This is a genomic window from Enterobacter sp. KB-221C9, from assembly GCF_041320715.1.
In the GTDB taxonomy this organism is placed as follows: domain Bacteria; phylum Pseudomonadota; class Gammaproteobacteria; order Enterobacterales; family Enterobacteriaceae; genus Enterobacter; species Enterobacter asburiae_D.
In genome coordinates this window covers 20,020-46,454 of record NZ_JBGIWG010000011.1, presented here as the reverse complement: position 1 = coordinate 46,454, position 26,435 = coordinate 20,020, and the positions used below count along the sequence as shown (strand labels likewise).

General features: G+C 56.7%; 22 protein-coding genes. 11 read left to right on the top strand and 11 right to left on the bottom strand.

Features of this window, described 5'->3' with window-relative positions; genetic code table 11:
* Positions 1 to 11: 11 nt before the first annotated feature.
* On the bottom strand, positions 12 to 1,205 hold the full coding sequence (locus tag AB8846_RS16470; RefSeq protein WP_370733195.1) for an NAD(P)/FAD-dependent oxidoreductase: 1,194 nt from the start codon (positions 1,203 to 1,205) through the stop codon (positions 12 to 14).
* A 228-nt stretch (positions 1,206 to 1,433) separates the two neighbouring features.
* On the opposite strand from AB8846_RS16470, the gene pitA reads away from it, so the two are divergent.
* Positions 1,434 to 2,933: an inorganic phosphate transporter PitA gene (gene pitA / locus AB8846_RS16465; RefSeq protein WP_045327197.1), complete on the top strand. Its 1,500-nt coding sequence runs from the start codon at positions 1,434 to 1,436 to the stop codon at positions 2,931 to 2,933.
* Between the two features lie 54 nt (positions 2,934 to 2,987).
* Here pitA and uspB read toward each other — a convergent pair whose 3' ends face one another.
* Complete coding sequence (gene uspB, locus AB8846_RS16460) at positions 2,988 to 3,323, bottom strand: universal stress protein UspB (RefSeq protein WP_003861224.1); 336 nt, start codon at positions 3,321 to 3,323, stop codon at positions 2,988 to 2,990.
* 283 nt (positions 3,324 to 3,606) lie between these two features.
* On the opposite strand from uspB, the gene uspA reads away from it, so the two are divergent.
* On the top strand, positions 3,607 to 4,044 hold the full coding sequence (gene uspA / locus AB8846_RS16455; RefSeq protein WP_003861223.1) for a universal stress protein UspA: 438 nt from the start codon (positions 3,607 to 3,609) through the stop codon (positions 4,042 to 4,044).
* A gap of 97 nt (positions 4,045 to 4,141) precedes the next feature.
* On the opposite strand, the gene rsmJ is transcribed toward uspA, so the two are convergent.
* Positions 4,142 to 4,894, bottom strand: a complete 753-nt coding sequence (gene rsmJ, locus AB8846_RS16450) for a 16S rRNA (guanine(1516)-N(2))-methyltransferase RsmJ (RefSeq protein WP_370733194.1) — start codon at positions 4,892 to 4,894, stop codon at positions 4,142 to 4,144.
* A gap of 7 nt (positions 4,895 to 4,901) precedes the next feature.
* On the bottom strand, positions 4,902 to 6,944 hold the full coding sequence (prlC, locus tag AB8846_RS16445) for an oligopeptidase A (RefSeq protein WP_370733193.1): 2,043 nt from the start codon (positions 6,942 to 6,944) through the stop codon (positions 4,902 to 4,904).
* 207 nt (positions 6,945 to 7,151) lie between these two features.
* Between prlC and AB8846_RS16440 the strand changes: the two genes are divergently transcribed.
* The 3 genes from AB8846_RS16440 to AB8846_RS16430 all read left to right on the top strand — a co-directional run bounded on the left by AB8846_RS16440 (position 7,152) and on the right by AB8846_RS16430 (position 11,251).
* Positions 7,152 to 7,994 (top strand): 23S rRNA (adenine(2030)-N(6))-methyltransferase RlmJ, encoded by an 843-nt coding sequence (locus AB8846_RS16440; protein ID WP_023333753.1) that lies wholly within the window; start codon positions 7,152 to 7,154, stop codon positions 7,992 to 7,994.
* Between the two features lie 71 nt (positions 7,995 to 8,065).
* A complete protein-coding gene (gene gorA, locus AB8846_RS16435) occupies positions 8,066 to 9,418 on the top strand; it encodes a glutathione-disulfide reductase (protein ID WP_370733192.1) in 1,353 nt (450 codons plus the stop codon).
* Positions 9,419 to 9,601: 183 nt separating this feature from the next.
* On the top strand, positions 9,602 to 11,251 hold the full coding sequence (locus tag AB8846_RS16430) for an alpha,alpha-trehalase (RefSeq protein WP_159515086.1): 1,650 nt from the start codon (positions 9,602 to 9,604) through the stop codon (positions 11,249 to 11,251).
* 75 nt (positions 11,252 to 11,326) lie between these two features.
* Here the strand turns inward: AB8846_RS16430 and AB8846_RS16425 are convergent, their stop codons facing one another.
* The gene (locus AB8846_RS16425) at positions 11,327 to 12,916 is read right to left on the bottom strand and encodes an STY4199 family HEPN domain-containing protein (RefSeq protein WP_370733191.1); all 1,590 of its coding nucleotides are present in this window, start codon (positions 12,914 to 12,916) and stop codon (positions 11,327 to 11,329) included.
* Between the two features lie 148 nt (positions 12,917 to 13,064).
* On the opposite strand from AB8846_RS16425, the gene AB8846_RS16420 reads away from it, so the two are divergent.
* Together AB8846_RS16420 and AB8846_RS16415 are read left to right on the top strand one after the other, a co-directional pair.
* A complete protein-coding gene (locus AB8846_RS16420; RefSeq protein WP_331411057.1) occupies positions 13,065 to 13,604 on the top strand; it encodes a GNAT family protein in 540 nt (179 codons plus the stop codon).
* Between the two features lie 71 nt (positions 13,605 to 13,675).
* Positions 13,676 to 14,014 carry a lysozyme gene (locus AB8846_RS16415; RefSeq protein WP_370733190.1) on the top strand — a complete coding sequence of 113 codons (339 nt, stop codon included), beginning with the start codon at positions 13,676 to 13,678 and terminating at the stop codon, positions 14,012 to 14,014.
* Here AB8846_RS16415 and AB8846_RS16410 read toward each other — a convergent pair.
* The gene (locus AB8846_RS16410) at positions 13,993 to 14,595 is read right to left on the bottom strand and encodes a DNA-binding response regulator (RefSeq protein ID WP_370733189.1); all 603 of its coding nucleotides are present in this window, start codon (positions 14,593 to 14,595) and stop codon (positions 13,993 to 13,995) included. The genes AB8846_RS16415 and AB8846_RS16410 overlap by 22 nt on opposite strands.
* Positions 14,596 to 14,768: 173 nt before the next feature.
* Entirely contained in the window at positions 14,769 to 15,527 is a 759-nt protein-coding gene (locus tag AB8846_RS16405; protein ID WP_370733233.1) for an SDR family NAD(P)-dependent oxidoreductase, read from the bottom strand.
* 119 nt (positions 15,528 to 15,646) lie between these two features.
* On the opposite strand from AB8846_RS16405, the gene AB8846_RS16400 reads away from it, so the two are divergent.
* From AB8846_RS16400 to AB8846_RS16390, 3 genes are all read left to right on the top strand, one after another.
* Positions 15,647 to 16,546 (top strand): LysR family transcriptional regulator, encoded by a 900-nt coding sequence (locus AB8846_RS16400; protein WP_063144296.1) that lies wholly within the window; start codon positions 15,647 to 15,649, stop codon positions 16,544 to 16,546.
* Positions 16,547 to 16,598: 52 nt separating this feature from the next.
* The gene (gene yhjD, locus AB8846_RS16395; protein ID WP_063144302.1) at positions 16,599 to 17,624 is read left to right on the top strand and encodes an inner membrane protein YhjD; all 1,026 of its coding nucleotides are present in this window, start codon (positions 16,599 to 16,601) and stop codon (positions 17,622 to 17,624) included.
* Positions 17,625 to 17,884: 260 nt separating this feature from the next.
* Positions 17,885 to 19,207, top strand: a complete 1,323-nt coding sequence (locus AB8846_RS16390) for an MFS transporter (protein ID WP_370733188.1) — start codon at positions 17,885 to 17,887, stop codon at positions 19,205 to 19,207.
* Between the two features lie 93 nt (positions 19,208 to 19,300).
* Here the strand turns inward: AB8846_RS16390 and AB8846_RS16385 are convergent, their stop codons facing one another.
* Positions 19,301 to 21,343: an AsmA family protein gene (locus AB8846_RS16385; protein ID WP_370733187.1), complete on the bottom strand. Its 2,043-nt coding sequence runs from the start codon at positions 21,341 to 21,343 to the stop codon at positions 19,301 to 19,303.
* 65 nt (positions 21,344 to 21,408) lie between these two features.
* A complete protein-coding gene (gene pdeH, locus AB8846_RS16380; RefSeq protein WP_063145651.1) occupies positions 21,409 to 22,182 on the bottom strand; it encodes a cyclic-guanylate-specific phosphodiesterase in 774 nt (257 codons plus the stop codon).
* A 229-nt stretch (positions 22,183 to 22,411) separates the two neighbouring features.
* Between pdeH and AB8846_RS16375 the strand changes: the two genes are divergently transcribed.
* A complete protein-coding gene (locus AB8846_RS16375) occupies positions 22,412 to 23,341 on the top strand; it encodes a sugar kinase (RefSeq protein ID WP_331411052.1) in 930 nt (309 codons plus the stop codon).
* Between the two features lie 63 nt (positions 23,342 to 23,404).
* Here AB8846_RS16375 and AB8846_RS16370 read toward each other — a convergent pair whose 3' ends face one another.
* Positions 23,405 to 24,898 carry a M16 family metallopeptidase gene (locus AB8846_RS16370; RefSeq protein ID WP_370733186.1) on the bottom strand — a complete coding sequence of 498 codons (1,494 nt, stop codon included), beginning with the start codon at positions 24,896 to 24,898 and terminating at the stop codon, positions 23,405 to 23,407.
* Between the two features lie 226 nt (positions 24,899 to 25,124).
* Positions 25,125 to 26,411 carry a dicarboxylate/amino acid:cation symporter gene (locus AB8846_RS16365; protein WP_370733185.1) on the bottom strand — a complete coding sequence of 429 codons (1,287 nt, stop codon included), beginning with the start codon at positions 26,409 to 26,411 and terminating at the stop codon, positions 25,125 to 25,127.
* Positions 26,412 to 26,435 lie beyond the last annotated feature (24 nt).

The following is a 26,435-nucleotide window of genomic DNA, read 5'->3' as shown; positions in this document are numbered from 1 at the left end:
GCGTTGCGTGATTATTTCTCTGCCAGCGCCTGTGCGCAGGCCCAGGCGCTTGCCCATGCCCACTGGAAGTTGTACCCGCCGAGCCAGCCGGTAACGTCCATCACTTCGCCAATAAAATAGAGCCCCGGCACGTTGCGCGCTTCCATGGTGCGGGACGAGAGCTCATTCGTGTCGACCCCGCCCAGCGTCACTTCCGCCGTGCGGTAGCCTTCGGTGCCGTTTGGCTGCACGCGCCAGGCTGTCAGCGTCTCAACCAGCGTTTCCTGCTCGCGGCTGTTAAGCTGCCTGAGCGACACATCCGGGATCTGCCCCAGCACCTGCAAACATTCCACCAGGCGTTTTGGCAACTGCATTGCCAGCGTGTTTTTCAGGCTTTGATTCGGGTGCGCGGTACGCTGCTCGTTAAGGAACGCGTCGAGATCGCAGTCCGGGAGCAGGTTAACCGTGACGAATTCCCCCGGCTGCCAGTAGCTGGAGATTTGCAGTACCGCCGGGCCGGAGAGGCCGCGATGGGTAAAGAGCAGATTTTCGCGGAACACCGTCCCATCTTCGGCTGTAATGACCGAGGGAACAGACACGCCAGACAGCGTCTGAAGCTGTTCAAGAAGCGGTTTATGCAACGTAAACGGCACCAGCCCGGCGCGCGTGGGCAAGACTTTCAGGCCAAACTGTTCGGCAATCTTATAGCCAAACGGGGAGGCACCCAGCCCCGGCATGGACAGGCCGCCGCTGGCGATCACCAGGCTGTCTGCGCTGACGGTTTCACCGTTGAGCTGCAGCGTGTAGCCCTGGTCGTCGCGGGCGACCTCCAGCACTTCCGTGCGCAGGCGCATGACGACGCCGCCCTTCTCGCACTCGGCCACCAGCATATCGACAATCTGCTGCGCGGAGTCGTCGCAGAACAGCTGTCCCAGCGTCTTTTCATGCCACGCAATGCCGTGCTTACCCACCAGGTCGATAAAATCCCACTGGGTGTAACGCGCCAGCGCAGATTTACAAAAATGACGGTTTTGGCTCAAATAGGCCGCGGGCTCAACATACAGATTAGTGAAGTTACAGCGCCCACCGCCGGACATCAGGATCTTACGGCCTGGCTTTTTACCGTTATCCAGCAGCAGCACGCGACGACCCGCCTGTCCGGCCATCGCCGCACAAAACATACCCGCCGCACCGGCGCCAATTACCACGGCATCAAACCTTTCCACGTCAAAACCCTCTTTGTTAACTGCCGCGGATTGTAAAGTTTCCTCTGTGGTCACACCAGCGTAAAAAGATATTACAAAGCCATTCCCTTGAAATTTAAAGAATATCCTTTCAGGCACTTTTCTCAATTCAGGTGGTATGTCAAAAAAAGTCTATATTTCACTTTGCCCGCCGTGCATTTGTCCTGGATAATGCGCCGCGTTCATGTCCTCAAAATGGCGTAACGTCCTATGCTACATTTGTTTGCCGGCCTGGATTTACATACCGGGCTTTTATTATTGCTTGCTCTGGTTTTTGTACTGTTTTACGAAGCGATCAACGGCTTCCACGACACTGCAAACGCAGTAGCGACGGTTATCTACACTCGCGCAATGCGATCGCAGCTTGCGGTTGTTATGGCGGCGGTATTTAACTTTTTTGGTGTCCTCCTGGGCGGACTGAGCGTTGCGTATGCCATTGTGCATATGCTGCCAACGGATCTGCTGCTTAACGTAAGTTCTGGCCATGGCCTCGCTATGGTGTTCTCAATGCTGCTTGCTGCAATTATCTGGAACCTCGGTACCTGGTATTTCGGCTTGCCTGCATCCAGTTCTCACACCCTCATCGGCGCGATTATCGGTATCGGGTTAACGAACGCCCTCATGACCGGTACATCGGTTGTTGATGCGTTAAATATCCCGAAAGTACTGGGGATCTTCGCCTCACTCATCGTCTCCCCTATTGTGGGTCTGGTGGTGGCTGGCGGGCTGATCTTCATCCTGCGTCGTTACTGGAGCAATACTAAAAAACGCTCCCGTATTCACCTGACGCCAGCAGAGCGTGAAAAGAAAGACGGCAAGAAAAAGCCGCCATTCTGGACGCGTATTGCCCTGATCATTTCCGCTATCGGCGTGGCTTTCTCACACGGCGCGAACGATGGTCAGAAAGGCATTGGTCTGGTGATGCTGGTACTGATTGGCGTCGCACCGGCGGGATTCGTGGTCAACATGAATGCTTCCGGCTACGAAATCACCCGTACCCGCGATGCGGTCAACAACGTCGAAACCTACTTCCAGCAGCATCCCGATTTGCTGAAGAAGGCGACCGGCGTTGACCAGTTAATCCCTTCTCCGGAAGCGGGTGCCGCGACTGCACCTGGTGAGTTCCACTGCCATCCGGCAAACGCGATTAACGCGCTGGAACGTGCGAAAGGCATGCTGGGCAATATCGAAAGTTATGACAAACTGACCGTTGAGCAGCGTGGTCAGCTGCGTCGCATTATGCTGTGCATCTCTGATGTGACGGATAAAGTGGCGAAGCTGCCTGACGTGAATGCTGACGACCAGCGTCTCCTGAAGAAACTGAAAGGCGATATGCTCAACACCATCGAGTACGCGCCAATCTGGATCATCATGGCCGTCGCGCTGGCGCTCGGTATCGGTACGATGATTGGCTGGCGTCGCGTGGCGACCACCATCGGCGAGAAGATCGGTAAGAAAGGCATGACCTATGCGCAGGGTATGTCCGCGCAGATGACGGCGGCAGTGTCTATCGGTCTGGCGAGCTACACCGGTATGCCGGTATCCACCACCCACGTACTCTCTTCGTCCGTGGCAGGTACCATGATTGTTGACGGTGGCGGCCTGCAGCGCAAAACCGTAACCAACATTCTGATGGCCTGGGTGTTCACCCTTCCGGCCTCTATCCTGCTGTCTGGCGGTTTGTACTGGATTTCGCTGAAGCTGATTTAATCGGTTGAAGGCGACAAAAAGCGGGTCAGGAAACTGACCCGCTTTTTTTTATGCTCAGTGCCAAATCATCAATGCAATCATACTGACCACGACCAGCCCGCACAGGGCGCTGGTCAAAATGAACTGACGACGCAGGCGCTCGCAGCGACGAATAAACTCTTCATCGTGATGATCGCGGTAGCGCTGGTAGTAGATGTATCCCACCAGACGCATCTGCTTGCTGGGCTGTCCATGCGAGGTGAAGAACCCTCCACCGTCCACATACTGATAAAGCAACGGATCGCAACCACGAAGTACCACTAACAGCGCACGTAACGATGAGAAGTAGCGCGCCATATTCACTATGCAAACCACGCATAACGCCCAAAACAATGCGACGGTGCTAATCATACATCCTCCCCGGCGTCCGCCCACGAAGCAAGGCTCCTGAGCTACCGCACCCCAATGCCCTGACAGACAGTTCAGTGAAAGAATGACCAAAAGTCGATCCGGTTCGCGTTTTAATATCCGAACGGCTCATTTAATAGTGTAGGAGATCCGTTAATTTTTTTGCCACAAGGTTAATCGTTATCAACACCAAAGCTTGAAAAATATGTTTAACTGGGCCGTAATGAAAGCATCAGACGACGGCTTTCCCATTTAGTCATCGATAACTTAAGGAAGGAGTAACACTATGGCTTACAAACACATTCTCATCGCGGTAGACCTCTCCCCGGAGAGCAAAGTGCTGGTTGATAAAGCGGTATCCATGGCACGCCCCTACAACGCGAAAGTTTCGCTGATTCACGTTGACGTGAATTACTCCGACCTCTACACCGGTCTGATCGACGTGAATCTTGGCGATATGCAGAAACGCATCTCCGAAGAGACTCACCACGCCCTGAGCGAACTGTCCACCAACGCGGGTTATCCGATTACCGAAACCCTGAGCGGCAGCGGCGACCTGGGCCAGGTGCTGGTTGATGCGATCAAGAAATACGACATGGACCTGGTGGTTTGCGGTCACCATCAGGACTTCTGGAGCAAGCTGATGTCTTCAGCGCGCCAGCTGATTAACACCGTTCACGTGGATATGCTGATTGTTCCACTGCGTGACGAAGAAGACGAGTAAGCGCGTTAAATTCCCCTCACCCTAACCCTCTCCCACAGGGAGAGGGAATAGATCGAGGACGTAGGCCGGGTAAGGCGAAGCCGCCACCCGGCTTTTTTTATTCCGGCGTACCCGGATAAATATCAAACCGGTGTCCTTTGGTGGTCACCGCGTTAGTGGTCGCAACGTCCGCCAGCGGCGGCGCATAGTCCGGGCGCTTTACCACCACCCGCTTCGTCGCGAGCTGACGAGCCGGCTCCAGCAGGCCATCGGCATCCAAATCCGGCCCCACCAGCGACTGAAACACCCGCATCTCTTTCTTCACCAGCGCGCTTTTCTGCTTATGCGGGAACATGGGGTCGAGATAGACCACCTGCGGGCGCGGGGTGATGTCGGTCAGCGCCGTCAGGCTGGAGGCGTGGATCAGCTGTAGTCGTTTCTGCAGCCACGGGCCGATTTCCGGGTCCGCATAGCCCCGCGCTAGCCCATCGTCGAGCAGCGCAGCGACCACCGGATTACGCTCCAGCATCCGCACGCGACAGCCGACAGACGCCAGCACAAAGGCATCACGCCCTAACCCCGCCGTGGCATCGACCACGTCCGGGAGATAGCTCCCTTTGATGCCGACCGCTTTAGCCACCGCTTCGCCGCGACCGCCGCCGAACTTGCGCCGGTGTGCCATCGCGCCGCCGACAAAATCGACAAAAATCCCGCCGAGCTTCGGTTCGTCGCGCTTACGTAATTCGAGATGCGCTGGCGTCATCACCAGCGCCATCAGGTTTTCTTCATCGTGCTCCAGCCCCCAGCGGGTCGCCAGAACAGATAAGGCGCCGTCTCCGGCGCCTGTTTCATCCACTAAGCAGATCTTCACGTAACAATCAGCCTTTGATCCCGTAATGCTCAAGCATCGCATCCAGCTGCGGCTCGCGCCCGCGGAAGCGTTTGAACAGCACCATTGGCTCTTCAGACCCGCCGCGGGTCAGGATGTTATCAAGGAACGACTGACCCGTTTCGCGGTTGAAGATCCCCTCTTCTTCGAAGCGAGAGAAGGCATCTGCCGCCAGCACGTCGGCCCACAGGTAGCTGTAGTAACCCGCCGCGTAGCCGCCAGCGAAGATATGGCTGAAGGCGTGCGGGAAGCGGCCCCAGGTTGGCCCTGGAATAACGGCAACCTGCTTTTTAATCTCGCCCAGGGTTTCAAGGATTTTCGCCCCCTGCTCCGGGCTAAACTCGGCGTGCAGGCGGAAGTCGAACAGGCCGAACTCCAGCTGACGCAGGATGAACATCGCCGCCTGGTAGTTTTTCGCAGCCAGCATTTTATCCAGCAGCTCTTTCGGCAGCGGTTCGCCGGTCTCATAGTGGCCGGAGATAAACGCCAGCGCGTCCGGCTCCCAGCACCAGTTTTCCATAAACTGGCTTGGCAGCTCGACCGCATCCCACGGCACGCCGCTGATGCCGGCTACGCCTGCGGTTTCGATGCGGGTCAGCATGTGGTGCAGACCGTGACCGAACTCGTGGAACAGGGTGATCACCTCGTCGTGGGTGAACAGCGCCGGTTTGCCGTTCACCGGGCGGTTGAAGTTACAGGTCAGGTAGGCGACCGGCTTCTGCAGAGAGCCGTCGGCTTTACGCATCTGGCCCACGCAGTCGTCCATCCACGCCCCGCCGCGCTTGTTCTCACGCGCGTAGAGATCGAGGTAGAAGCTGCCGCGCAGTTCGTTTTTCTCGTCATACAGTTCGAAGAAGCGCACGTCCGGGTGCCAGACGTCGATGTCGGTACGCTCTTTGGCGGTGATGCCATAGATGCGTTTCACCACTTCGAACAGGCCGTTAACGGCTTTGTTTTCCGGGAAGTACGGGCGCAGCTGCTCGTCGCTAATGCTGTAGAGGTGTTGCTTCTGTTTTTCGCTGTAGTAGGCAATATCCCACGGCTGCAGCTCGTCCACGCCGAACTCCGCTTTCGCGAAGGCGCGCAGCTGGGCCAGCTCTTTCTCACCCTGAGGACGGGCGCGTTTCGCCAGATCGGTCAGGAAGTCGAGTACCTGCTGCGGGTTCTCCGCCATTTTGGTGGCGAGGGATTTATCGGCGTAGTTTTCGAAGCCCAGCAGCTGGGCCAGCTCGTGACGCAGGGCGAGGATTTCCGCCATGACCGGGCTGTTGTCCCACTTACCGGCATTCGGCCCCTGATCGGAGGCGCGGGTGCTGTACGCGCGGTACATCTCTTCGCGCAGCGCCTGGTTGTCGCAGTAGGTCATCACCGGCAGATAGCTCGGGATATCCAGCGTTAACAGGAAACCGTCCTGCTCTTTCGCCTCGGCCTGGGCTTTTGCCGCCGCCAGCGCGCTTTCCGGCATACCCGCCAGCTCCGCTTCGTCGGTAATCAGCTTCGTCCAGCCCATGGTGGCGTCGAGCACGTTGTTGCTGTACTGGTTGCCCAGCTCGGACAGGCGCGCGGCAATTTCACCGTAGCGGGTCTGCTTCTCTTTTGGTAGGCCAATCCCGGACAGCTCAAAATCACGCAGGGCGTTATCGACCGATTTTTTCTGCGCCGTGTTCAGTTCGGCATAATGGTCGCCGTCGCGCAGGTCGCGGTAGGCTTTGTACAGACCTTCGTGCTGGCCGACCCAGGTGCTGTACTCAGAGAGCAGCGGCAGGGTCTGTTCGTAGGCTTCGCGCAGTTCCGGGCTGTTTTTTACCGAGTTCAGGTGGCTCACCGGGGAGAAGATACGCCCCAGCACGTCGTCCACTTCGGCCAGCGGCTGACACAGATTTTCCCAGGTGTACGGCGCGCCCTGCGCTACCACGCTTTCTACCGCCGCGCGGCAGTTGTCCAGCGATTGCGTAACGGCTGGAACCACATGCTCAGGGAGGATTTTAGAAAACGGCGGCAACGAAAAAGGCGTCAGTAATGGATTGGTCATAAACGCTGTCCTGTTGAAATAGGTGAATGAAGCGCGCATCCGGCGCTGTGCATATGGGATCTAGAATGGGGTTAAGTGTAGAGGATTTCAATGCCGAAGGTTGTCGAAAAACGCCCGGTGGCACTGCGCTTACCGGGCCTACGGGTAATCTGCGCCGTTCTGCTGTAAACTGTGGCAAATCGTCACTTCAGCGGAATATCATTACCCATGCTCAGTTATCGCCACAGCTTCCACGCAGGCAACCACGCCGACGTCCTTAAACACACCGTTCAGAGCCTGATCATCGAATCGCTCAAAGAGAAAGAGAAGCCGTTTCTCTATCTGGACACGCACGCGGGCGCGGGCCGTTATCAGCTGAGCGGCGAGCATGCCGAGCGTACCGGTGAATATCTGGAAGGGATTGCCCGCATCTGGCAGCAGGACGATCTGCCTGCCGAGCTGGAGCCGTACATCGGCGTGGTAAATCACTTCAACCGCAACGGCCAGCTGCGCTACTACCCGGGCTCGCCGCTGATTGCACGCCAGCTGCTGCGCGAGCAGGACAGCCTCCAGCTGACCGAGCTGCATCCGAGCGACTTCCCGCTGCTGCGTTCTGAATTCCAGAAAGACAGCCGCGCCCGCGTGGAAAAATCCGACGGTTACCAGCAGCTGAAAGCCAAGCTGCCGCCGGTTTCCCGTCGCGGCCTGGTGCTGATCGACCCGCCGTACGAAATCAAAACCGACTATCAGGCGGTGGTGACCGGTATCCATGAAGGCTACAAACGCTTCGCCACCGGGACATACGCCCTGTGGTATCCGGTGGTGCTGCGCGCGCAAATCAAACGCATGATCAAAGACCTGGAAGCGACCGGCATCCGCAAAATCCTGCAGATTGAGCTGGCGGTACGTCCGGACAGCGATCAGCGCGGCATGACCGCCTCCGGGATGATTGTGATCAACCCGCCGTGGAAGCTCGAAGCGCAGATGAACAACGTGCTGCCGTGGCTGCATAAAACGCTGGTGCCAGCCGGTACAGGCCACGCCACCGTCAGTTGGATCGTGCCGGAGTAATCGCAGCCATCGGTGGAAACTATTGATTTCAGGTATACAATCGCGGCAATTCACGATTAAGGACAAAAGCTATGACTAAGCATTATGACTACATCGCAATCGGCGGCGGCAGCGGCGGCATCGCCTCCATCAACCGTGCGGCCATGTACGGCCAGAAGTGCGCGCTGATTGAAGCCAAAGCGCTGGGCGGCACCTGCGTGAACGTGGGTTGTGTACCGAAGAAAGTGATGTGGCATGCGGCGCAGATCCGTGAAGCTATCCATATGTATGGCCCGGACTACGGCTTTGACACCACCATCAACCACTTCGACTGGGACAAACTGATTGCCAGCCGTACCGCCTACATCGACCGTATTCACACCTCGTACGACAACGTGCTGGGCAAGAATAACGTCGACGTGATCCACGGTTTCGCCCGCTTTGTTGACGCGAAAACGATCGAAGTGAACGGTGAGACGATCACCGCCGATCGCATCCTGATCGCCACCGGCGGCCGTCCGAGCCACCCGAACATTCCGGGCGTGGAATACGGCATCGACTCCGACGGTTTCTTCGAGCTGCCTGCCCTGCCTGAGCGCGTTGCCGTTGTGGGTGCGGGTTACATCGCGGTGGAACTGGCTGGGGTGATTAACGGCCTGGGCGCTGAGGCGCACCTGTTCGTACGTAAACACGCGCCGCTGCGCAGCTTTGACCCGCTGATTGTCGACACGCTGGTTGAAGTGATGAACGCCGAAGGCCCGACCCTGCACACCAACGCCGTGCCAAAAGCGGTCGTGAAAAACGCGGACGGCAGCCTGACGCTTGAGCTGGAAGATGGCCGCAGCCAGACCGTCGACTGCCTGATCTGGGCGATTGGCCGTGAACCGGCGAACGATAACTTCAACCTGGGCGTGACCGGCGTGAAAACCGACGAAAAAGGCTATATCGTCGTCGATAAATTCCAGAACACCAGCGTACCGGGCATTTATGCGGTCGGCGATAATACCGGAGCGGTCGAGCTGACCCCGGTAGCCGTTGCGGCGGGCCGTCGTCTCTCCGAGCGCCTGTTTAACAACAAGCCGGACGAGCATCTGGATTACAACCTTATCCCAACCGTGGTCTTCAGCCACCCGCCAATCGGCACCGTCGGCTTAACCGAGCCGCAGGCGCGCGAACAGTATGGCGACGACCAGGTGAAAGTGTATAAATCGGCCTTCACCGCGATGTATACCGCCGTCACCTCGCACCGTCAGCCGTGCCGCATGAAGCTGGTCTGCGTGGGCCCGGAAGAGAAGATTGTCGGCATCCACGGCATCGGCTTCGGCATGGACGAGATCCTGCAGGGCTTCGCCGTGGCGCTGAAGATGGGCGCAACGAAGAAAGACTTCGACAACACGGTGGCAATCCACCCGACGGCCGCAGAAGAGTTTGTGACCATGCGTTAATCCTGATGCCCCTCCCCCGAGGGGCATTTTTTTTTAACATTCATAAATCGTTGCAAAACGAATGCTCCGAAAATAGTGATCTACCGCACATATCCCTCCCCAACTACCGAAGCGAATGTCTACGCTTATAAGACGCCCGGATAAACCTGTCTTTTGAACACACAACCGGAGGTCCCTATCACCATGTTCAACCAGAAACTACAGGCTACCGAGAACATCGAGTTCGAGATTGCAGAAGAGCTGCGCTACGAGACCGATCCCTGCGAGTTGAAACTGGATGAAATGATTGAGGCGGAGCCGGAACCCGAAATGATCGAGGGGCTACCCGCCTCCGATGCGTTGACGCCCGCAGACCGCTACCTTGAACTGTTCGAGCATGTGCAGTCGTCGCGGCTGTTTGCGGACAGTAAAACCTTCCCCGACTGCGCGCCGAAGATGGATCCGCTGGATATCCTGATCCGCTACCGCAAGGTCAGACGCCACCGGGATTTCGACCTGCGCCAGTTTGTGGAGAACCACTTCTGGATGCCGGAAACGTACGGCACAGAATATGTCTCCGACCCGGGCCTTTCCCTGAAAGAGCACATTGATAACCTGTGGCCGGTGCTGACGCGCGAGCCGCAGGATCATATTCCCTGGTCTTCCCTGCTGGCGCTGCCGCAGGCCTATATCGTCCCCGGCGGGCGATTCAGCGAGACCTACTACTGGGATTCCTATTTCTCCATGCTGGGGCTGGCGGAGAGTGGCCGTAACGATCTGCTCAAATGTATGGCGGACAACTTCGCCTGGCTGATTGAGCGCTACGGTCATATCCCCAACGGCAACCGCACCTATTATCTCAGCCGCTCGCAGCCGCCGGTCTTTGCGCTGATGGTGGAGCTGTTCGAGGAGGACGGCGTGCGCGGTGCGAAACGCTATCTGGACCACCTCAAAATGGAGTACGCCTTCTGGATGGACGGCGCGGAGTCGCTGCTGCTTAACCAGGCCTACCGCAGCGCCGTGCGCATGCCGGATGGCTCGCTGCTCAACCGCTACTGGGACGACCGTGATACCCCACGCGACGAATCGTGGATTGAGGACGTGGAAACGGCCCGCCACTCGGGTCGTCCGCCCAACGAGGTGTATCGCGATCTGCGCGCGGGGGCGGCGTCCGGCTGGGATTATTCGTCCCGCTGGCTGCGCGATCCATCGCGGCTCGCCAGCATCCGCACGACGCAGTTTATCCCCATCGATCTGAACGCCTTCCTGTTCAAGCTGGAAAGCGCTATCGCCAACATCTCGGCGTCGAAAGGGGATAAAGAGACGGCAGAGGCGTTCCGCCAGAAAGCTAACGACCGCCGCGCGGCGGTGAACCGCTATCTGTGGGACGAGGAGAGCGGCTGTTACCGCGATTACGACTGGCGGCGCGAGGAACAGGCGCTGTTCTCGGCAGCCAGCATTGTGCCGCTGTACGTTGGCATGGCGACGCACGAGCAGGCCGAGCGCCTGTCTGACGCGGTCAAAGCGCGGCTGCTGACGCCGGGCGGAATTCTGGCGACCGAGTACGAAACCGGCGAGCAGTGGGATAAACCCAACGGCTGGGCGCCGCTGCAGTGGATGGCGATTCAGGGGTTCAAGCAGTACGGCAACGATTCGCTGGGCGATGAGATCGCCTGGAGCTGGCTGCATACGGTGAACCATTTTTATCAGACGCATCATAAGCTGATTGAGAAGTACCACATCGCCAGCAGTACGCCGCGAGAAGGTGGCGGGGGTGAGTATCCGCTGCAGGATGGCTTCGGCTGGACGAACGGCGTGGTGCGGCGGCTGATTGGGTTGTATGGGGAGCCTTAAGGGGAGTGCGGTCTGGTGCCCTCTCCCACAGGGAGAAAGATGCAAACCCTCTCCCGGAAGGAGAGGGAGAAGAAATCAGCGAATCACCTCATAAATGGCAGTCTGAATGGACTGCCATTTTTTCGTGGTGGCATCCGGCTGCGACTGCGCGCGGCGTGTGGCCATGTCGAGATCGTGCTGCTGGCGTTTCACCACGGCAGGCACGGTGCAGAACGCTTTGAGATACTCTTTACGTACCGAGGTCAGAGACTCGCCGTTCGACATGGCGTGGCTGAGCGTGTTGATGAAACGACGGCACGGCTTCTCTTCCACCATGTTCTGCCGGTAGCGTAACATCAGCTCAAGCACATCGTCATAGCCTGCCGACATCGCCTCTTCGGTCCAGGAGAGCTTCCAGTCCATACCGCCCTGCAAAAATAGCAGGGTCACGCGGGTATCGTTGCGGTTAATGGCCGAGCGGAAATTGTTCTCGTCCCAGGTCACCCCCATGCGCGTGAGCGTTTCGCGCGAGGAAGGCGTCTCGCGCATTTCCTGCGGAGCGGCCGCTTCAGCCGTGCTGGCGGTCGCAGGCTGCGGTTTACCGCTGGTCACCAGCCAGAATCCCCCCGCCGCGATGGCAATCACCATGACGCCAACCGCCCCCCATAGCGCACCGGAAATAAGCTGCTCGCGCTGTTCAGGGCTACGCGGCGCGCGCTGGGTCGGCTTTTCAATGGTGTCACGGACTTCAAACAGATCCCCACCGGTGACCCGATCCATTTTCTGCGCCTTTTCCCAGAAGGTATGCAGTTCGCTGGCATCTACCGCCATAAATCCGGCCGGATTGACGCGCGTTCTCCCCTCTTCAAACGCGCGCTGAACGGGCCGCGCGATCTGCGCGTAATAGTTATCCAGCAGCTGAATTTGCGCTGAGCTTAACGTTTTCTGAACGGTGATGCTGTTGCGGATTTGCCGAATGTCGTCGAGGAAAGTTTGCAGCGTTTTACGCGGTTCAACCAGCAGCGTCAGCATGGACGGGTCGCTGAACAACGAAGCGTAATAGCGGCTGAACTCTTTTTTATCCACCAGCATCTGCGCCAGTTCACTGAACATCATGCCGCTCAGAACATCGTTGATCTCACCAAGCTTCAGCCAGCGCCGTACGCGGTCAGCATTAAACAGAGTCTTAAGATGGTTGTTCAACCGCACCTGATCGGGCCAGGCCTGCTGGATGAGCCCTTTAATCATCAGCTCAATCGCGCGTACCTGCTTTTGCGCCTGCTGCTGCTGAAGTTCGCTTCCCGGCGCCAGGTCCGTGCTGTAGGTCAATAGCGGCTGCTGCAGGCGAAGGTGTTCAAGCGCGGTCACAAACCGCATCGCCGCAATAAGCTGGTTTTCACTCACATCCTGTCCGCTTTCATACTGCGGAACGCGCTGCTGCAGCAGGCGCAGCTGGAGCGTAAATTCCGACATCTCGGCATCATTCAGGTTGAGTTTTTTCGCAACGGCTCCCCAGCCGCCCAGAGCTAATCGCGCGCTGTCGAGCTGTTCCAGGAACCAGCGTGGATCTTTGCCCTCAGAAGCATGTACATTCAGAAGAAGTAAAATTTCCACCGACGCATGGCGAATGACCGCCAGACAGTGTTCGAACTGTTCGCGAATATGATGTGATGTGCTGAGAGTCATTGTTTTCCTTAAGCGACAACGAAGACATCCGAAATGGGCACGAGACGGCCTTTTTTCTTTTTATTTATACGCGGTTAACCATACCTGACTTTCTGTTGAAATAAAGTGACAACCCTAAAATCATTTAAAATGTTTCAGGAGAATCTGAATGCCAGTTTTAATTACCCCTCGCCTTACCTGTTCGCCCCTGCAGGAACAAGACTGGCCCTTTTTTCTGGCGCTACAGCAGCATCCCGACGTCATGCGCTTTGTGGCGGAAGACCGCCCCGTCGCGGCGATCCGCGAGGCGTTTGATTCGCGCCTGACGCCCTGGTCACCGGGCAGCGCGCACTGGCTTTGTCTCGTCGTGCGAGACACCGACTCCCAGGCCCCGCTGGGCGTTACCGGGTATATTCATCGGGAGGAGGACTGTGCCGAAGTAGGCTTCCTTTTCGCACCCGAGGCGCAGGGGAATGGTTACGGCTTTGAGTCCCTGAACGCGCTTTGCGATTACGCTTTTCATCAGGGCGGTATACGTCGACTCACCGCTACCGTTACCGCGGGGAATACCGCTTCAAGACGCCTGCTGGAAAAAGCCCGCTTTCGCCTGGAAGGCGAATTACGCGAGAGCTATTACCTTGCGGGGCGCTGGCAAAATGACTGGTTATTTGGTTTATTACAGCAGGAATACCTGAATAATAATTCCTGATCAACAGCCATTTGGCGGATATATCTCGAACGTCGTTTCCTCTACAGTGTCGCTATTAAGAGGAAACGAATATGAAAGGTCATGCGCTGAAAATATCTTCTGCCGCCATTGCGTTAATAAAAAAACATCAGGGTCTTTCTCTTGAGAAATATCGTGACGAAAACGGATTATGGGTTATCGGCTATGGTCACGAGATCCGCGATCGGGCGCATTTTCGCGGTCCCATCACGCCTGCCGATGCAGAAGATTTGCTGCATGACGATATTCAGCTGTGTGAGGCGCTGCTGCGGGAAAGTGTGACGCATCCTTTAACCCAACAGCAGCATGATGCGCTGGTTATGATGATATTCAGCTTCGGCGAGATGCCTTCGCTCCCAAACGCGATTTTTCAGGCCGTTGCACGGGTATAGTACATGGCAGCCTGCGTTCTGTTTTTTACCTCCAGCCGCCGGAAAAGCGCCTCGAGGTGCGCTTTTACCGTGGCCGCACTGATGTTGAGATTGCGTCCAATCTCTTTGTTTGACTCCCCCGCCGCCAGCAATTTCAACACGTCGCGCTGACGCTCGCTAAGGGATAATAATGCCTGAGGCGACGACGGCAGGCTGACCCACTCTCCGGGAAAACAGACCATCCCTCTGGACACCGAATCCAGCACGGCGGAAAACCGCTCGGGGTGGGCATTTCGGGGAATGATGGCCATAACGTTTCGCTGCCGCAATTGCTCAACCCATCTGGCCTCTTTTTTCGCCAAAACCAGAATCACGCGTATCGCCGGAAAGCGTTGCAGCATCTCTTCCAGCAAAGCGATCCCGTCGTCCTGGATTACGTTCCCGTCAATCATGACGATAGCTGACGGTGAAGCGGAAACCTGCGTCCATAAATCGTCTGCCTGACAGGTCCCTGTCATATCTATTTCCGGAATTAGCGCCTGAAGACTGTGTATCGCTCCGTGAATAAAAAGTGAATGCCTGTCAAACATGATTACTCGCATCGTTTTTCTCCCTCTGAGAATAGCGAAGGGGGATTCTACAGAGGGGTGGTTTAAGAAAAAACTCAACGAATGGAGACGTTACAAATCCCCCCGAGTTCTTTATATCTGCCCGTATTTAGACACATTCATGTTGAGGATTTCCTTAAGGGGTTCCTTCCCCTTACGCGCGTGCATCACAGGAACATACCGCCTGACACTTCAATACGTTGCGCATTCATCCAGCCCAGTTTATCGCTGAGCAGTGCCGCAACGGCATCGCCAATATCGTCCGGCAGCCCTACCCGTCCCAGCGCCGTCTGCGAGGCCAGAAGCTGATTCAGCTCCGCGTTGTCGCGCACGCGTCCGCCACCAAAGTCAGTTTCAATCGCGCCCGGCGCGATGATATTGACGGCGATCCCGCGCGCCCCCAGCTCTTTCGCCTGATAACGCGTCAGCACTTCCATCGCCCCCTTCATGGCCGCGTAGGTCCCTGAGCCCGGCTGGGTAAAGCGAGCCAGCCCGCTGGAGACGTTGAGGATCCGTCCACCGTCGTTAAGCAGCGGCAGCAGGCGCTGGGTCAGGAAGAAAGGTCCTTTGAAATGAATGTTCAGCGCCTCATCAAACTGGGCTTCCGTCGTGTCGGTATAGGGCGCATATAAACCCGTCCCAGCATTGTTCAATAAATAGTCAAAAGTTTCACGCTGCCAGACGGTTTTAAGGGTGTCCTGGAGCTGTCGGGCAAAATTATCAAAACTCGCGATATCACCGACGTTCAGCTGCAATGCAGCGGCGTTGACGCCTTTTTGCTGAATTTCACGCACAACGTCCAGCGCTTCCTGCTGGCTACGGTTGTATGTCAGGACGATTCCCGTGCCGTCTGCCGCCAGCTTTAACGCAGCGTTTTTACCCAGACCGCGGCTACCACCCGTCACTAATGCGATACGTTCACTCATCATATACCTCGTTTTGGCTGTTAAGGAGATTGAGAAAGAGCTTATTAGGTGATAGAAAATCAATAAAGATCGGTTAAAGCGCTTCACTGTTTCAGCAGCAACAACAATGAGCTTCCTCTATGGATAAAATTCACGCAATGCAGCTATTCGTCCGCGTCGCGGAACTGGAGAGTTTTTCCCGCGCGGCCGAAACATTAACCCTGCCGAAAGGCAGCGTTTCACGACAGATTCAGGCCCTGGAAAACCGGCTTGGCACCCAACTATTGCACCGCACCACGCGCCGCGTCAGCCTGACGCAGGACGGCATGGTCTATTACGAGCGGGCAAAAGATCTGCTGGCAAACCTTGATGAACTCGACGGCATGTTTCAGCACGATCCCTCCAGCATCAGCGGCCGTCTCCGCGTGGATATGCCCGTCGGCGTTGCTCGAAATTTAGTCATCCCTAAACTGCCTGCTTTTCTGCAGCACTATCCGGGCATTGAACTGGAACTCAGCAGCAGCGATCGCCTGGTGGATGTGATCCGTGAAGGGTTTGATTGCGTCGTCCGCGTCGGCACGCTGAAGGATTCAGGGCTGATTGCCCGCCCGCTGGGCAAGCTGTCGGTGATTAACTGCGCCAGCCCGGATTATCTGGCGCGTTTTGGCTACCCGGAAACCCTGGACGATTTAGGGTCACACGCCGTGATCCACTACGCCGCGATGCTGGGAACCCGCCCGCAGGGCTTTGAGTTTTATAACGGCAGTGCGACCCAGTGGATAAAAACGGGAGGGGTGTTAACCGTCAACAGCACGGAAACTTACCAGGCTGCCTGCCTCGCCGGGCTGGGCATTATTCAGGTTCCGCGGGTTGGGGTGCGTGATTTACTGCGCACAAAGAAGCTGATTGAGATCCTCCCGCAATACCGGGCCGAACCGATGCCTGTCTCCCTGATTTATCCCCACCGCCGCAACCTCTCCCGACGGGTCCATCTGTTCATGGAGTGGCTAACCGAACTCACAAAAGCTTACGTGGACTAGTCGCAAGCTATAATTCAAAAACACATCCAGCTCAACGAAAAGGAAAATGCGCGTGACGCCGGAAAACAACCCGCAACGACCCACCCAACATTTAGAGTATGAGCCCGTCAAAAAGATGGAAACCGGGCCTGAAGAGGCCACAACGCCAGGCACCGCCAGTAAAGCGCTGGGGACCGTCACCGGCATCGCCGCGAGAATTCAGCAGTTTCCCATGGTTGCGCATCTGATACGCGCGACCGAGCGTTTTAATGACCGCATGGGAAATCAGTTTGGTGCCGCCATCACCTATTTTTCCTTCCTGTCGATGATCCCGATCCTGATGGTGTCGTTTGCGGCGGCCGGTTTTGTGCTCGCGTCGCACCCGACGCTGCTGCAGGATATCTTCAATAAGATCCTGAATAACGTCAGTGACCCGACCCTGGCCAGCACGCTCAAAAGCACCATTAATACCGCCGTCCAGCAGCGTACCACCGTCGGCATCGTCGGTTTGCTGATTGCCCTTTACTCCGGCGTTAACTGGATGGGCAACCTGCGCGAGGCCATTCGCGCCCAGTCTCGCGACGTTTGGGAGCGTAAGCCGCAGGACCAGGAGAAAATTTGGGTTAAGTATCTCCGCGATTTTGTTTCGCTGATTGGCCTGCTCGTCGCGCTCATCGTGACGCTTTCCATTACCTCCGTGGCGGGCTCGGCGCAGCAGATGATCATTTCCGCGCTTTACCTTGATTACATCGACTGGCTGAAGCCCGCCTGGCGCGGCATTGGGCTGGCCATTTCCATCTTCGCCAACTACCTGCTCTTCTTCTGGATCTTCTGGCGCTTGCCCCGCCATCGTCCGCGCAAGAAGGCGCTGATCCGCGGCACATTGATTGCGGCGATCGGCTTTGAGGTCATCAAAATCGTGATGACTTACACCTTACCGTCACTGGTTAAATCCCCTTCCGGCGCGGCGTTTGGCTCGGTGCTGGGGCTGATGGCGTTCTTCTACTTCTTCGCGCGTTTAACCCTGTTCTGCGCGGCGTGGATTGCCACCGCCGAGTATAAAGACGACCCGCGAATGCCGGGCAAAACGCACCGGTAATCCCGCTCTCGGGCTGAAATTTCAGCCCGATTCATCATTTCAGCATATAAATCCAGTCCGTAACTTTTATTTAACCGAAAACCAGTTTAATTGACTGATGTTTAAAATCTGAGAAGCATTTCATAGACGTGTTTTGGCTGGTCTGAAAATTATCCGCTTTTTGTTGCTTTTATCACCAGCGCGCGGCTTTGTTACAGATTGAAATGTCGCTTTTGCTGTGCGTAATATGGCCTTTCGTTCGACAAAAATAAGAAAATATTATGCAAGCAACAGCCACCACACTCGACTCGGGAACGGAAAACGTTCCGGTAAACTCGCGCAATAAAGTCGTCGTCGCATCGCTGATTGGCACCGCCATCGAGTTCTTCGACTTTTATATTTATGCCACCGCCGCGGTCATCGTCTTCCCGCATATTTTCTTCCCGCAGGGCGATCCGACGGCGGCCACGCTGCAGTCTCTGGCGACCTTTGCCATCGCGTTTGTTGCGCGTCCGATTGGCTCTGCGCTGTTTGGACACTTTGGCGATCGCATTGGCCGCAAAGTCACCCTCGTGGCCTCGCTGCTGACGATGGGTATCTCCACCGTGGCCATCGGTCTGCTGCCGACCTATGAAACCATCGGCATTCTGGCGCCGGTCCTGCTGGCGCTGGCGCGTTTTGGTCAGGGTCTGGGCCTGGGCGGTGAATGGGGCGGCGCGGCGCTGCTGGCCACCGAGAACGCCCCGGCGCGCAAGCGCGCGCTGTATGGCTCATTCCCGCAGCTTGGCGCACCGATTGGCTTCTTCTTTGCCAACGGGACGTTCCTGCTGCTCTCCTGGCTGCTGACGGATGAACAGTTCATGAACTGGGGATGGCGTATTCCGTTTATCTTCTCAGCCGTGCTGGTGCTGATTGGCCTGTATGTGCGCGTTTCTCTGCATGAGACCCCAGTTTTCGCGAAAGTGGCCGCGGCGAACAAGCAGGTGAAAGTGCCGCTGGGTACGCTCCTGACCAAACACGTCCGCGTGACCGTGCTGGGGACGTTTATCATGCTGGCAACCTATACGCTGTTCTACATCATGACCGTCTACTCGATGACGTTCAGTACCACCGCCGCGCCGGTTGGGCTGGGGCTGCCGCGTAACGAAGTGCTGTGGATGCTGATGATGGCGGTGATTGGGTTTGGCGTGATGGTACCGATTGCGGGCCTGCTGGCGGATAAATTCGGTCGTCGTGCGAGCATGATTACGATCACCACGCTGATCATTCTGTTTGCCCTGTTCGTCTTCCCGCCGCTGCTGGGTTCCGGTAGCCCGGCGCTGGTGATGGCCTATCTGCTGATTGGCCTGAGCCTGATGGGTCTGACCTTCGGCCCGATGGGCGCGCTGCTGCCTGAGCTGTTCCCGACGGAAGTGCGTTATACCGGTGCTTCTTTCTCTTATAACGTCTCGTCTATTCTGGGCGCGTCCGTTGCGCCGTATATCGCCACCTGGCTGCAGGCGAACTACGGTCTGTTCTATGTAGGCGTCTATCTGGCGGCCATGGCGGCGCTGACGCTGATTGCGCTGCTGCTGACGCACGAAACTAAGCACCAGGCTCTGTAAGCTAATGCCGGGCGGCGGCTACGCCTTACCCGGCCTACGATTCAAATGTAGGCCGGGTAAGCGCAGCGCTACCCGGGCGAAACAGGCCGCACCTTACTTCTTCATCTGCGACAAAATATTCCGGCACTGATTCGCTTCGCCTTCTGACGGCGAAATCAAGGCCAGCAGCGCGGCGGCTGGGGTAACCAGCGTCGCAAGCGCCGCTGCCACTGCGCCACGCGCAATCAGCGGTCCGGGCTTCACACCCGCCTGCGGATTTTTGAAGGTCCCGCGCACGTAAAGCGGCGAGCGCAGGGTGATGATACGGATCCCCTTACTTTCCGGGTCAATCGTCAAATCAAGCTGCTCCGAGGCCATGCTGGCGGTACCGGTCACGTTAATCACCGCGTTTTCCGTATCGAAGGCAAAAATCTGCGGGCGCGCCACGCCGTTAACCAGATCCAGATTGGCCGCCGCGCAGTTCACCCGCACCTCGTCATCACCGAAGATCTGCCCGATAACGAAATTACCCACGTTCAGCCCCAGGATCTCCATCAGGTTGCGGCTCACCAGCCCGTCGTTCATCAGCAATTTCAGGTTACCATTGCCGCTGCCCAGCAGCGCCGCCACCGAGTTCCCCACGCCGCGAATGTCGGCATCACCGTTCATTTCACCGAGGGTTTTCTGCATCAACTCTACGTTCGGCATCAGCTCTTTCAGCTTCAATCGACGCGCCTGGATCTCCGCCCGTCCCTGCATCGGCTTCTTATCGCCTTCCAGGTGAATGTTCGAGGATATCGTCCCGCCCGCCATGCCGAACTTCAGCGGCTGCAGGCGCAGGTCGGCGTTTTTGAGGAGAATATGGGTCGAAAGATTGCTGATGGGCAACGTACTGCCATGTTCAATTTTTCTACCTTTGAAGCGCACGTCCGCGTCCATCACGTCCCACTTATCCGTCTCAAAGCGGTCATAGGGCAGCACTTTCCCGGCTGGCTGGAGATCTTTCTTCACCTCTTTTGACTTCGTACCTTTACCGGAATCGACGCCGATCAGCGGGCCCAGGTCGGCCAGACGCAGCTGACGGGACTCAACATCCCCTTCCAGTTTCGGGCGCGGTTTTCCGGTGGTGTAGGTCAGCGAGCCGTGGATGTCGCTGTCGCCGATGCGGCCGTTGAAATCCCGGTAGTCAAAAACGGACGATTTTTCGGTGTCGATTTTGGCGACCAGATGCCCGTCCGTTTCGAACGGCGGGGTATCCGGCAGCAGTACGCCGGTCAGGTCATACAGCTCGCCCAGCGAATCACCGGCAAATTTGAGCTGAAGGTCGACGCCGCCCATGTTCATCGGGTCGTTGACCGTGCCCACGAACGCCACGCGGGTGTTACCGGAACGGAAGTCCGCCTGCACCGGGAACGGCGTGCCTTCGCTCCGCAGCGCCAGCATGCCGCCTATTTTCCCTTTACCGCTGAGAGGCTGATCGTTGTAGCGTCCTTTTGCCGTCAGGCCGAAGACATAGTCACCTACGCTTGCCGCGTCGCCTTTTGCTTTCGTGCCCGTAACCTCGCTAAACGGCAGCGGTTTGCCCAGCGGATCGACCAGGATCTCCACATCCGCCTTGCTGACCTTATCGTCGATGGCGATCCGTCCGCGATCGAAGAGAATATTGTCGAGACGGAATGACCAGGAAGAAGGCTGGGCATTCGGATCCTTTTCGCCGTCGCTGGCAAGGTTAAACGTCCAGTTGTTGTTTTTTTCTGAGAGTCGGATCAGGCGCGCATCGGGCTGCTGAAGTTTGATCCACGGCAGATAGACCGTTTTGGTGAGGAGCGCCAGCGGAGCCAGCGTGGCTTCAACGCGCGGCAGGTGAATCATTGTGACGTCCGGGATATCCGGCGGGTTGCCGAGGATGATGTCGTCGGCATGGACGTGTGGCCAGGGGATCCAGCTTCGCCAGCCGGGCTCCTCTTTCTGGCGCTCCCATACCACCCCTAAATCCCCGCGTATGGCGAAGGGGCGGTTCAGTTCGGTTGAGACTTTCTGGTTGATGGTCGGCTTGAGACGGTTCCAGTCAAACGTCGCAATAATGATGGCGACGACCACGATCAACAACAAGAAAATCCCTGCTGTCCAGGAGATTACCCTGGTTGTTCTTGTCATTTTTATCCCCTTTCCTGATGACCTGTTCTGTAAAACTATAGTCCAGACAAAGGGAAGCGGGCTTATCAGAGGGTCGTTATAACGTTATCGAGGCGATCCATGGGTACTGGGCGAGAGAGATAATAGCCTTGCGCCGCCGCTGCGGGAGAGTTTTGCACATCGCGCCACTCTTCCAGTGTTTCCACACCTTCAACAATCACGCCCTGGCAATAGCGGTTCATCAGCTGTAATAACAGCGTAAACAGATTCCGCCCTTCCGGGGTCTGACGCAGCATAATGAACAGATCGCGAGCCACTTTAATGTAGTCGTAGCGTACTTCACTCAGGGCGGAAAAATTCGCCATGCCGGTGCCAAAGTCATCCAGCCACAGCGGGCCGTATTCGCATATCGACGCAAACGAGGAATCCTGCGGCAGGCGGACATGCTCCACCAGCTCAAAACGCATCCACGGCAGAGTGGCGATCAGCTCCTGCAATTTCGCGTTCTGGCGCAGCGCCAGCAGGGTTGGGCCATCGACGTTCACCGAGGCGAGGATATTATGCTGTTCGAAAAAGGACTGCTTCGTCGCCAGCATACGAAGCTGCTCTTCCAGCACGTCCAGACGCTGGCGAACGGCAACTTCGGCAAAATAGCGATCCGGCGCGATGCGCTGAGTAGGGTTTGAGGGGTGCGTAACGACGGTCAAAATTTCAATTGCCATCAGTCGACCATCTGTTCGGTAGATCGGCTGATAGGTGTACGCACGCTCACATTGCAGCCAGTAGCGATGCTCCTGCAAGTTCTCAATACTTGCCTCAGGCGTAGTGCTCAGCCGCTGGATAACCTGCTCTGACTTCATTTCAGATGTCCTGTTGTTGGGATAGCCTTTCTGGACTCGTCACAGGATTATCGGCGCGATAATTGAGAACTTTATGTTCAATTCACCGGGAAAATGAAATTAAGATGACAGAAATAGGCGGGAACACGCGCTGGCTCAAATAAAATAATGGAACGTTGTTTTAATATAGTTGACCGGTTAATTCACTCAGCGCACACTGCTGATAATTCTTCTGTTCAGGTTCACGACTATGTCCAAAAAAATTGCCGTGATTGGCGAATGTATGATTGAGCTGTCACAAAAAGGCGCGGAAGTCAGCCGCGGATTTGGTGGCGATACGTTAAACACCTCGGTTTACATTGCCCGTCAGGTTGCGCCTGACGCGCTCACCGTGAACTACGTTACCGCTCTGGGAACGGACAGCTTCAGCCAGCAAATGCTGGAGGCCTGGCAGAGTGAACATGTTGAAACGTCGCTGATTCAGCGTATGGAAAACCGTCTGCCGGGGCTTTATTACATCGAAACCGACAGCACCGGCGAACGCACGTTTTATTACTGGCGTAACGAGGCTGCGGCCAAATTCTGGCTGGAGAGCGACGCGGCCGCGGCCATCTGCGAAGAGCTGGCGACATTTGACTATCTCTATCTGAGCGGCATTAGCCTGGCGATTTTAAGCCCCGCCAGCCGAGAAAAGCTGCTCTCGCTGCTGCGCGAATGCCGTGCAAACGGCGGGAAGGTTATTTTCGATAACAACTACCGCCCGCGCCTGTGGGCCAGCCGCGAAGAGACGCAGCAGGTCTACCAACAGATGCTGCAGTGCACCGACATCGCCTTCCTGACGCTCGACGATGAAGACGCTCTGTGGGGTGAGAAACCGGTAGCGGACGTGATTGCACGTACGCAGGCGGCAGGCGTGAGCGAAGTGGTGATTAAGCGCGGTGCAGATTCGTGCCTGGTCGCGGTGGCGGGTGAAGCGCTGGTTGACGTGCCGGCGGTGAAGCTTGCCAAAGAGAAGGTGATTGATACCACGGCGGCAGGCGATTCATTCAGCGCGGGCTATCTGGCGGTACGCCTGACGGGTGGAACGCCGGAAGCGGCGGCACAGCGTGGGCACCTGACGGCCAGCACGGTGATTCAGTATCGCGGGGCGATTATTCCGCGCGAGGCGATGCCTGTTTAAGTAGGGTGCGGGCTGATGCCCTCACCCTAACCCTCTCCCACAGGGAGAGGGAATGGTTAAGCATTACTGCCCCTGCGGAATATCCGTCGCGTCCGGATGTAAATCATCGGCCGTGGCGGCCTGCGAAGGCTGCGGCGCGGTAGCCATAATGGAATCCCAGGTATTCTGCAGTTCCTTCATGTCATATTCCGGCTCGCCCTTCGGTTGCAGGAGGATCAACGCCATCTCCTGCGACAGCTGCTGACGGAGATCCTGATTGAGCATATCGACGGTCAGACCGTTCAGGAAGTCCTGACGAAGCTTCTGGTACTGTTCCGGCGCAATGTCCACCACCTGATTCTGCAGGGAACGAATACGCTGGCTGATCAGAATGTCGGTATCGGCGCGAGCATAGGTCGCAAACAGCTTCTGCAGCTCGAGTTTTTTCTGCGCCACGAGAGCGTTGAATTCCTCTTCGGATAGCCCCTCTTTACGTACTTTTGCCAGCTCTTTCGCAACCACACCCAGATTGGCATTCAGCTTATCGCCCGGCGATTCAACGTTAATGGCGCACTGCGCGCGCTGGAACAGCACGCGGCAGTCAAAGCCAAGGCCGATATTCTTCACATTGTTCTTACTCAGCGTCTGCTGAACGTGCCAGAACAGCGCTTCACGCGCCAGATCGGCACGCCAGTAGCGCAACATCGCCGCGGACTCACGGATTGGCTGCCAGGCGTTGTCCCACATGATGGAAAGGCGATCCTGACGCACGGCATCCGTCATAATACTGACAGGCTCTGCACGCAGCGGAGAGAGCGTTGGGACAGGGGCTGGCGTTTCACGCTTGCCTTTCAAATCACCAAACGCTTTGTTGATCTGCTCCACCACCGCGCGGCTGTCCACGTTACCCACCACGATCAGCGTCATCGCGTCCGGGGTGTACCACTTCTGGTAGAACGATTTTACCTGTTCAGCGTCCACCGGCTGTTTCAGCGGTTCGGCCGGATCGTGTCCCAGTAACGTTGAGCCCTTCAGGCGGTAACGCCACCAGCCCTCTTTGGTATCCCCAGGCCAGGTCGCCACCATGTCGCTGTTGCTCAGCGCATAGTTGACGGTGTCCGGCGTAATCGCCAGATTGCCAGAGGCATCGGAGAGATACGTAAGCGCTTCTTTAAGCAGGTCGTTACGGTTGTTTGGCAGGCTCAGGTTAAACATGGTGTAGTCATACGAGAGAACCGCCGGTGGGAGCGGGCGTTTCGGATCGATGGCCTGCTGCCAAAGCGAACGCACCTGAACCGCTTGCAGGCTGCCGCTCTGCGTGAGCGCCAGCCGGGGAATAAAATGGCTAAAACCGGTTTGCTGAGTGCTTTCCGAGAGGGAACCGGTATTAATGGACAGACGGATTTCAATACGGTCACTGGGACGTTGCGGAGTGGCTAACACCTGCCACTGAAAACCGTTCGCTAATGTCCCTTGTTGCCAGGCCGGGTCTGGCTGGAGCGCATCTGCCTGCACATAACTGGCTGCTGCCATCATCAGCAAACCGCCGGTTAAGAGTCGAATTTTTGTGCCCTGCATGTGAACCCCTGATCAACATTCCTGGTTAAAAAAGAGTGTTTCGCGACGCGCTTCACTCTTAAAGATGACGATGAAAACACGTCGATTAGACCGCGCGTTCGGCAAAACGTCACGGTCAGAAGTGAAATATACCCAAAAAAATCTTGTCGAATTATGACAGGTACGAACAGTTATTATGCGCAGGAGCCCGCATCCCGACAAGGGAATACGGGCATTTGTGACAAGATTAAGAAGATAAACCAGGATTTTTGCTGTCAGTTGAACGATTATTCAGAGTATCGTCGAGCTTTTTGTGATCCAGCTCTTTCACCCATTTCGCCACCACCACCGTTGCCACGCCGTTACCCACCAGGTTAGTTAACGCACGCGCCTCTGACATGAAGCGGTCAATACCCAGAATCAACGCCAGACCCGCCACCGGCAGGTGACCCACAGCGGAAATGGTGGCAGCCAGCACGATAAAGCCACTGCCCGTCACGCCTGCCGCGCCTTTAGAGGAGAGCAGGAGCACCACCAGCAGGGTAATCTGATGGAAAATATCCATATGGCTGTTGGTCGCCTGAGCGATAAACACGGCCGCCATCGTCAGATATATTGAGGTGCCATCCAGGTTGAAGGAGTAGCCCGTCGGGATCACCAGCCCGACCACCGATTTACGGCACCCCAGCTTTTCCATCTTGTCGAGCATACGCGGCAGCGCCGATTCTGAAGAGGAGGTCCCCAGAACAATCAGCAGCTCTTCGCGGATGTAACGGATGAATTTGAAAATGTTGAAGCCGGTCGCGCGGGCGATGGACCCCAGCACCACGACCACGAAAAGGATACAGGTGATATAGAAGCAGATAATCAGCTGGCCCAGCTGCACCAGCGTACCGACGCCATACTTACCGATGGTGAAGGCCATAGCACCGAAGGCACCAATTGGCGCCAGGCGCATGATCATATTGATGATGCCGAAGATGACCTGCGAGAAGCTTTCAATCACATTAAAGATAAGCTGGCCTTTGTTGCCCAGACGGTGCAGGGCAAAGCCAAACATCACGGCGAACAGCAGAACCTGCAGGATGTTTCCGCTGGCGAACGCGCCAATGACGCTGCCCGGTATTACGTCCAGCAGGAAGGCCACCACGCCCTGGTCCTTCGCCTGCTCGGCATAGACCGCGACCGCTTTGGCATCCAGCGTTGACGGGTCTACGTTCATCCCCGCGCCTGGCTGCACCACGTTGACGATGATCAGACCGATAATCAGCGCAAGGGTACTGACCACTTCAAAATAGAGAAGCGCCACTGCACCGGTACGACCTACCGCCTTCATGCTTTCCATGCCAGCGATGCCCGTGACGACGGTACAGAAGATCACCGGAGCGATGACCATTTTGATGAGCTTAACGAACGCGTCGCCAAGCGGTTTCATTTGCGCGCCCAGTTCAGGGTAATAGTGACCCAGCAGAATACCGATGGCGATGGCTGTCAGGACCTGGAAATAAAGACTTTTGAAGAGTGAGGTTTTCATAAGGTGTCCTTGGGAAGAAAAACC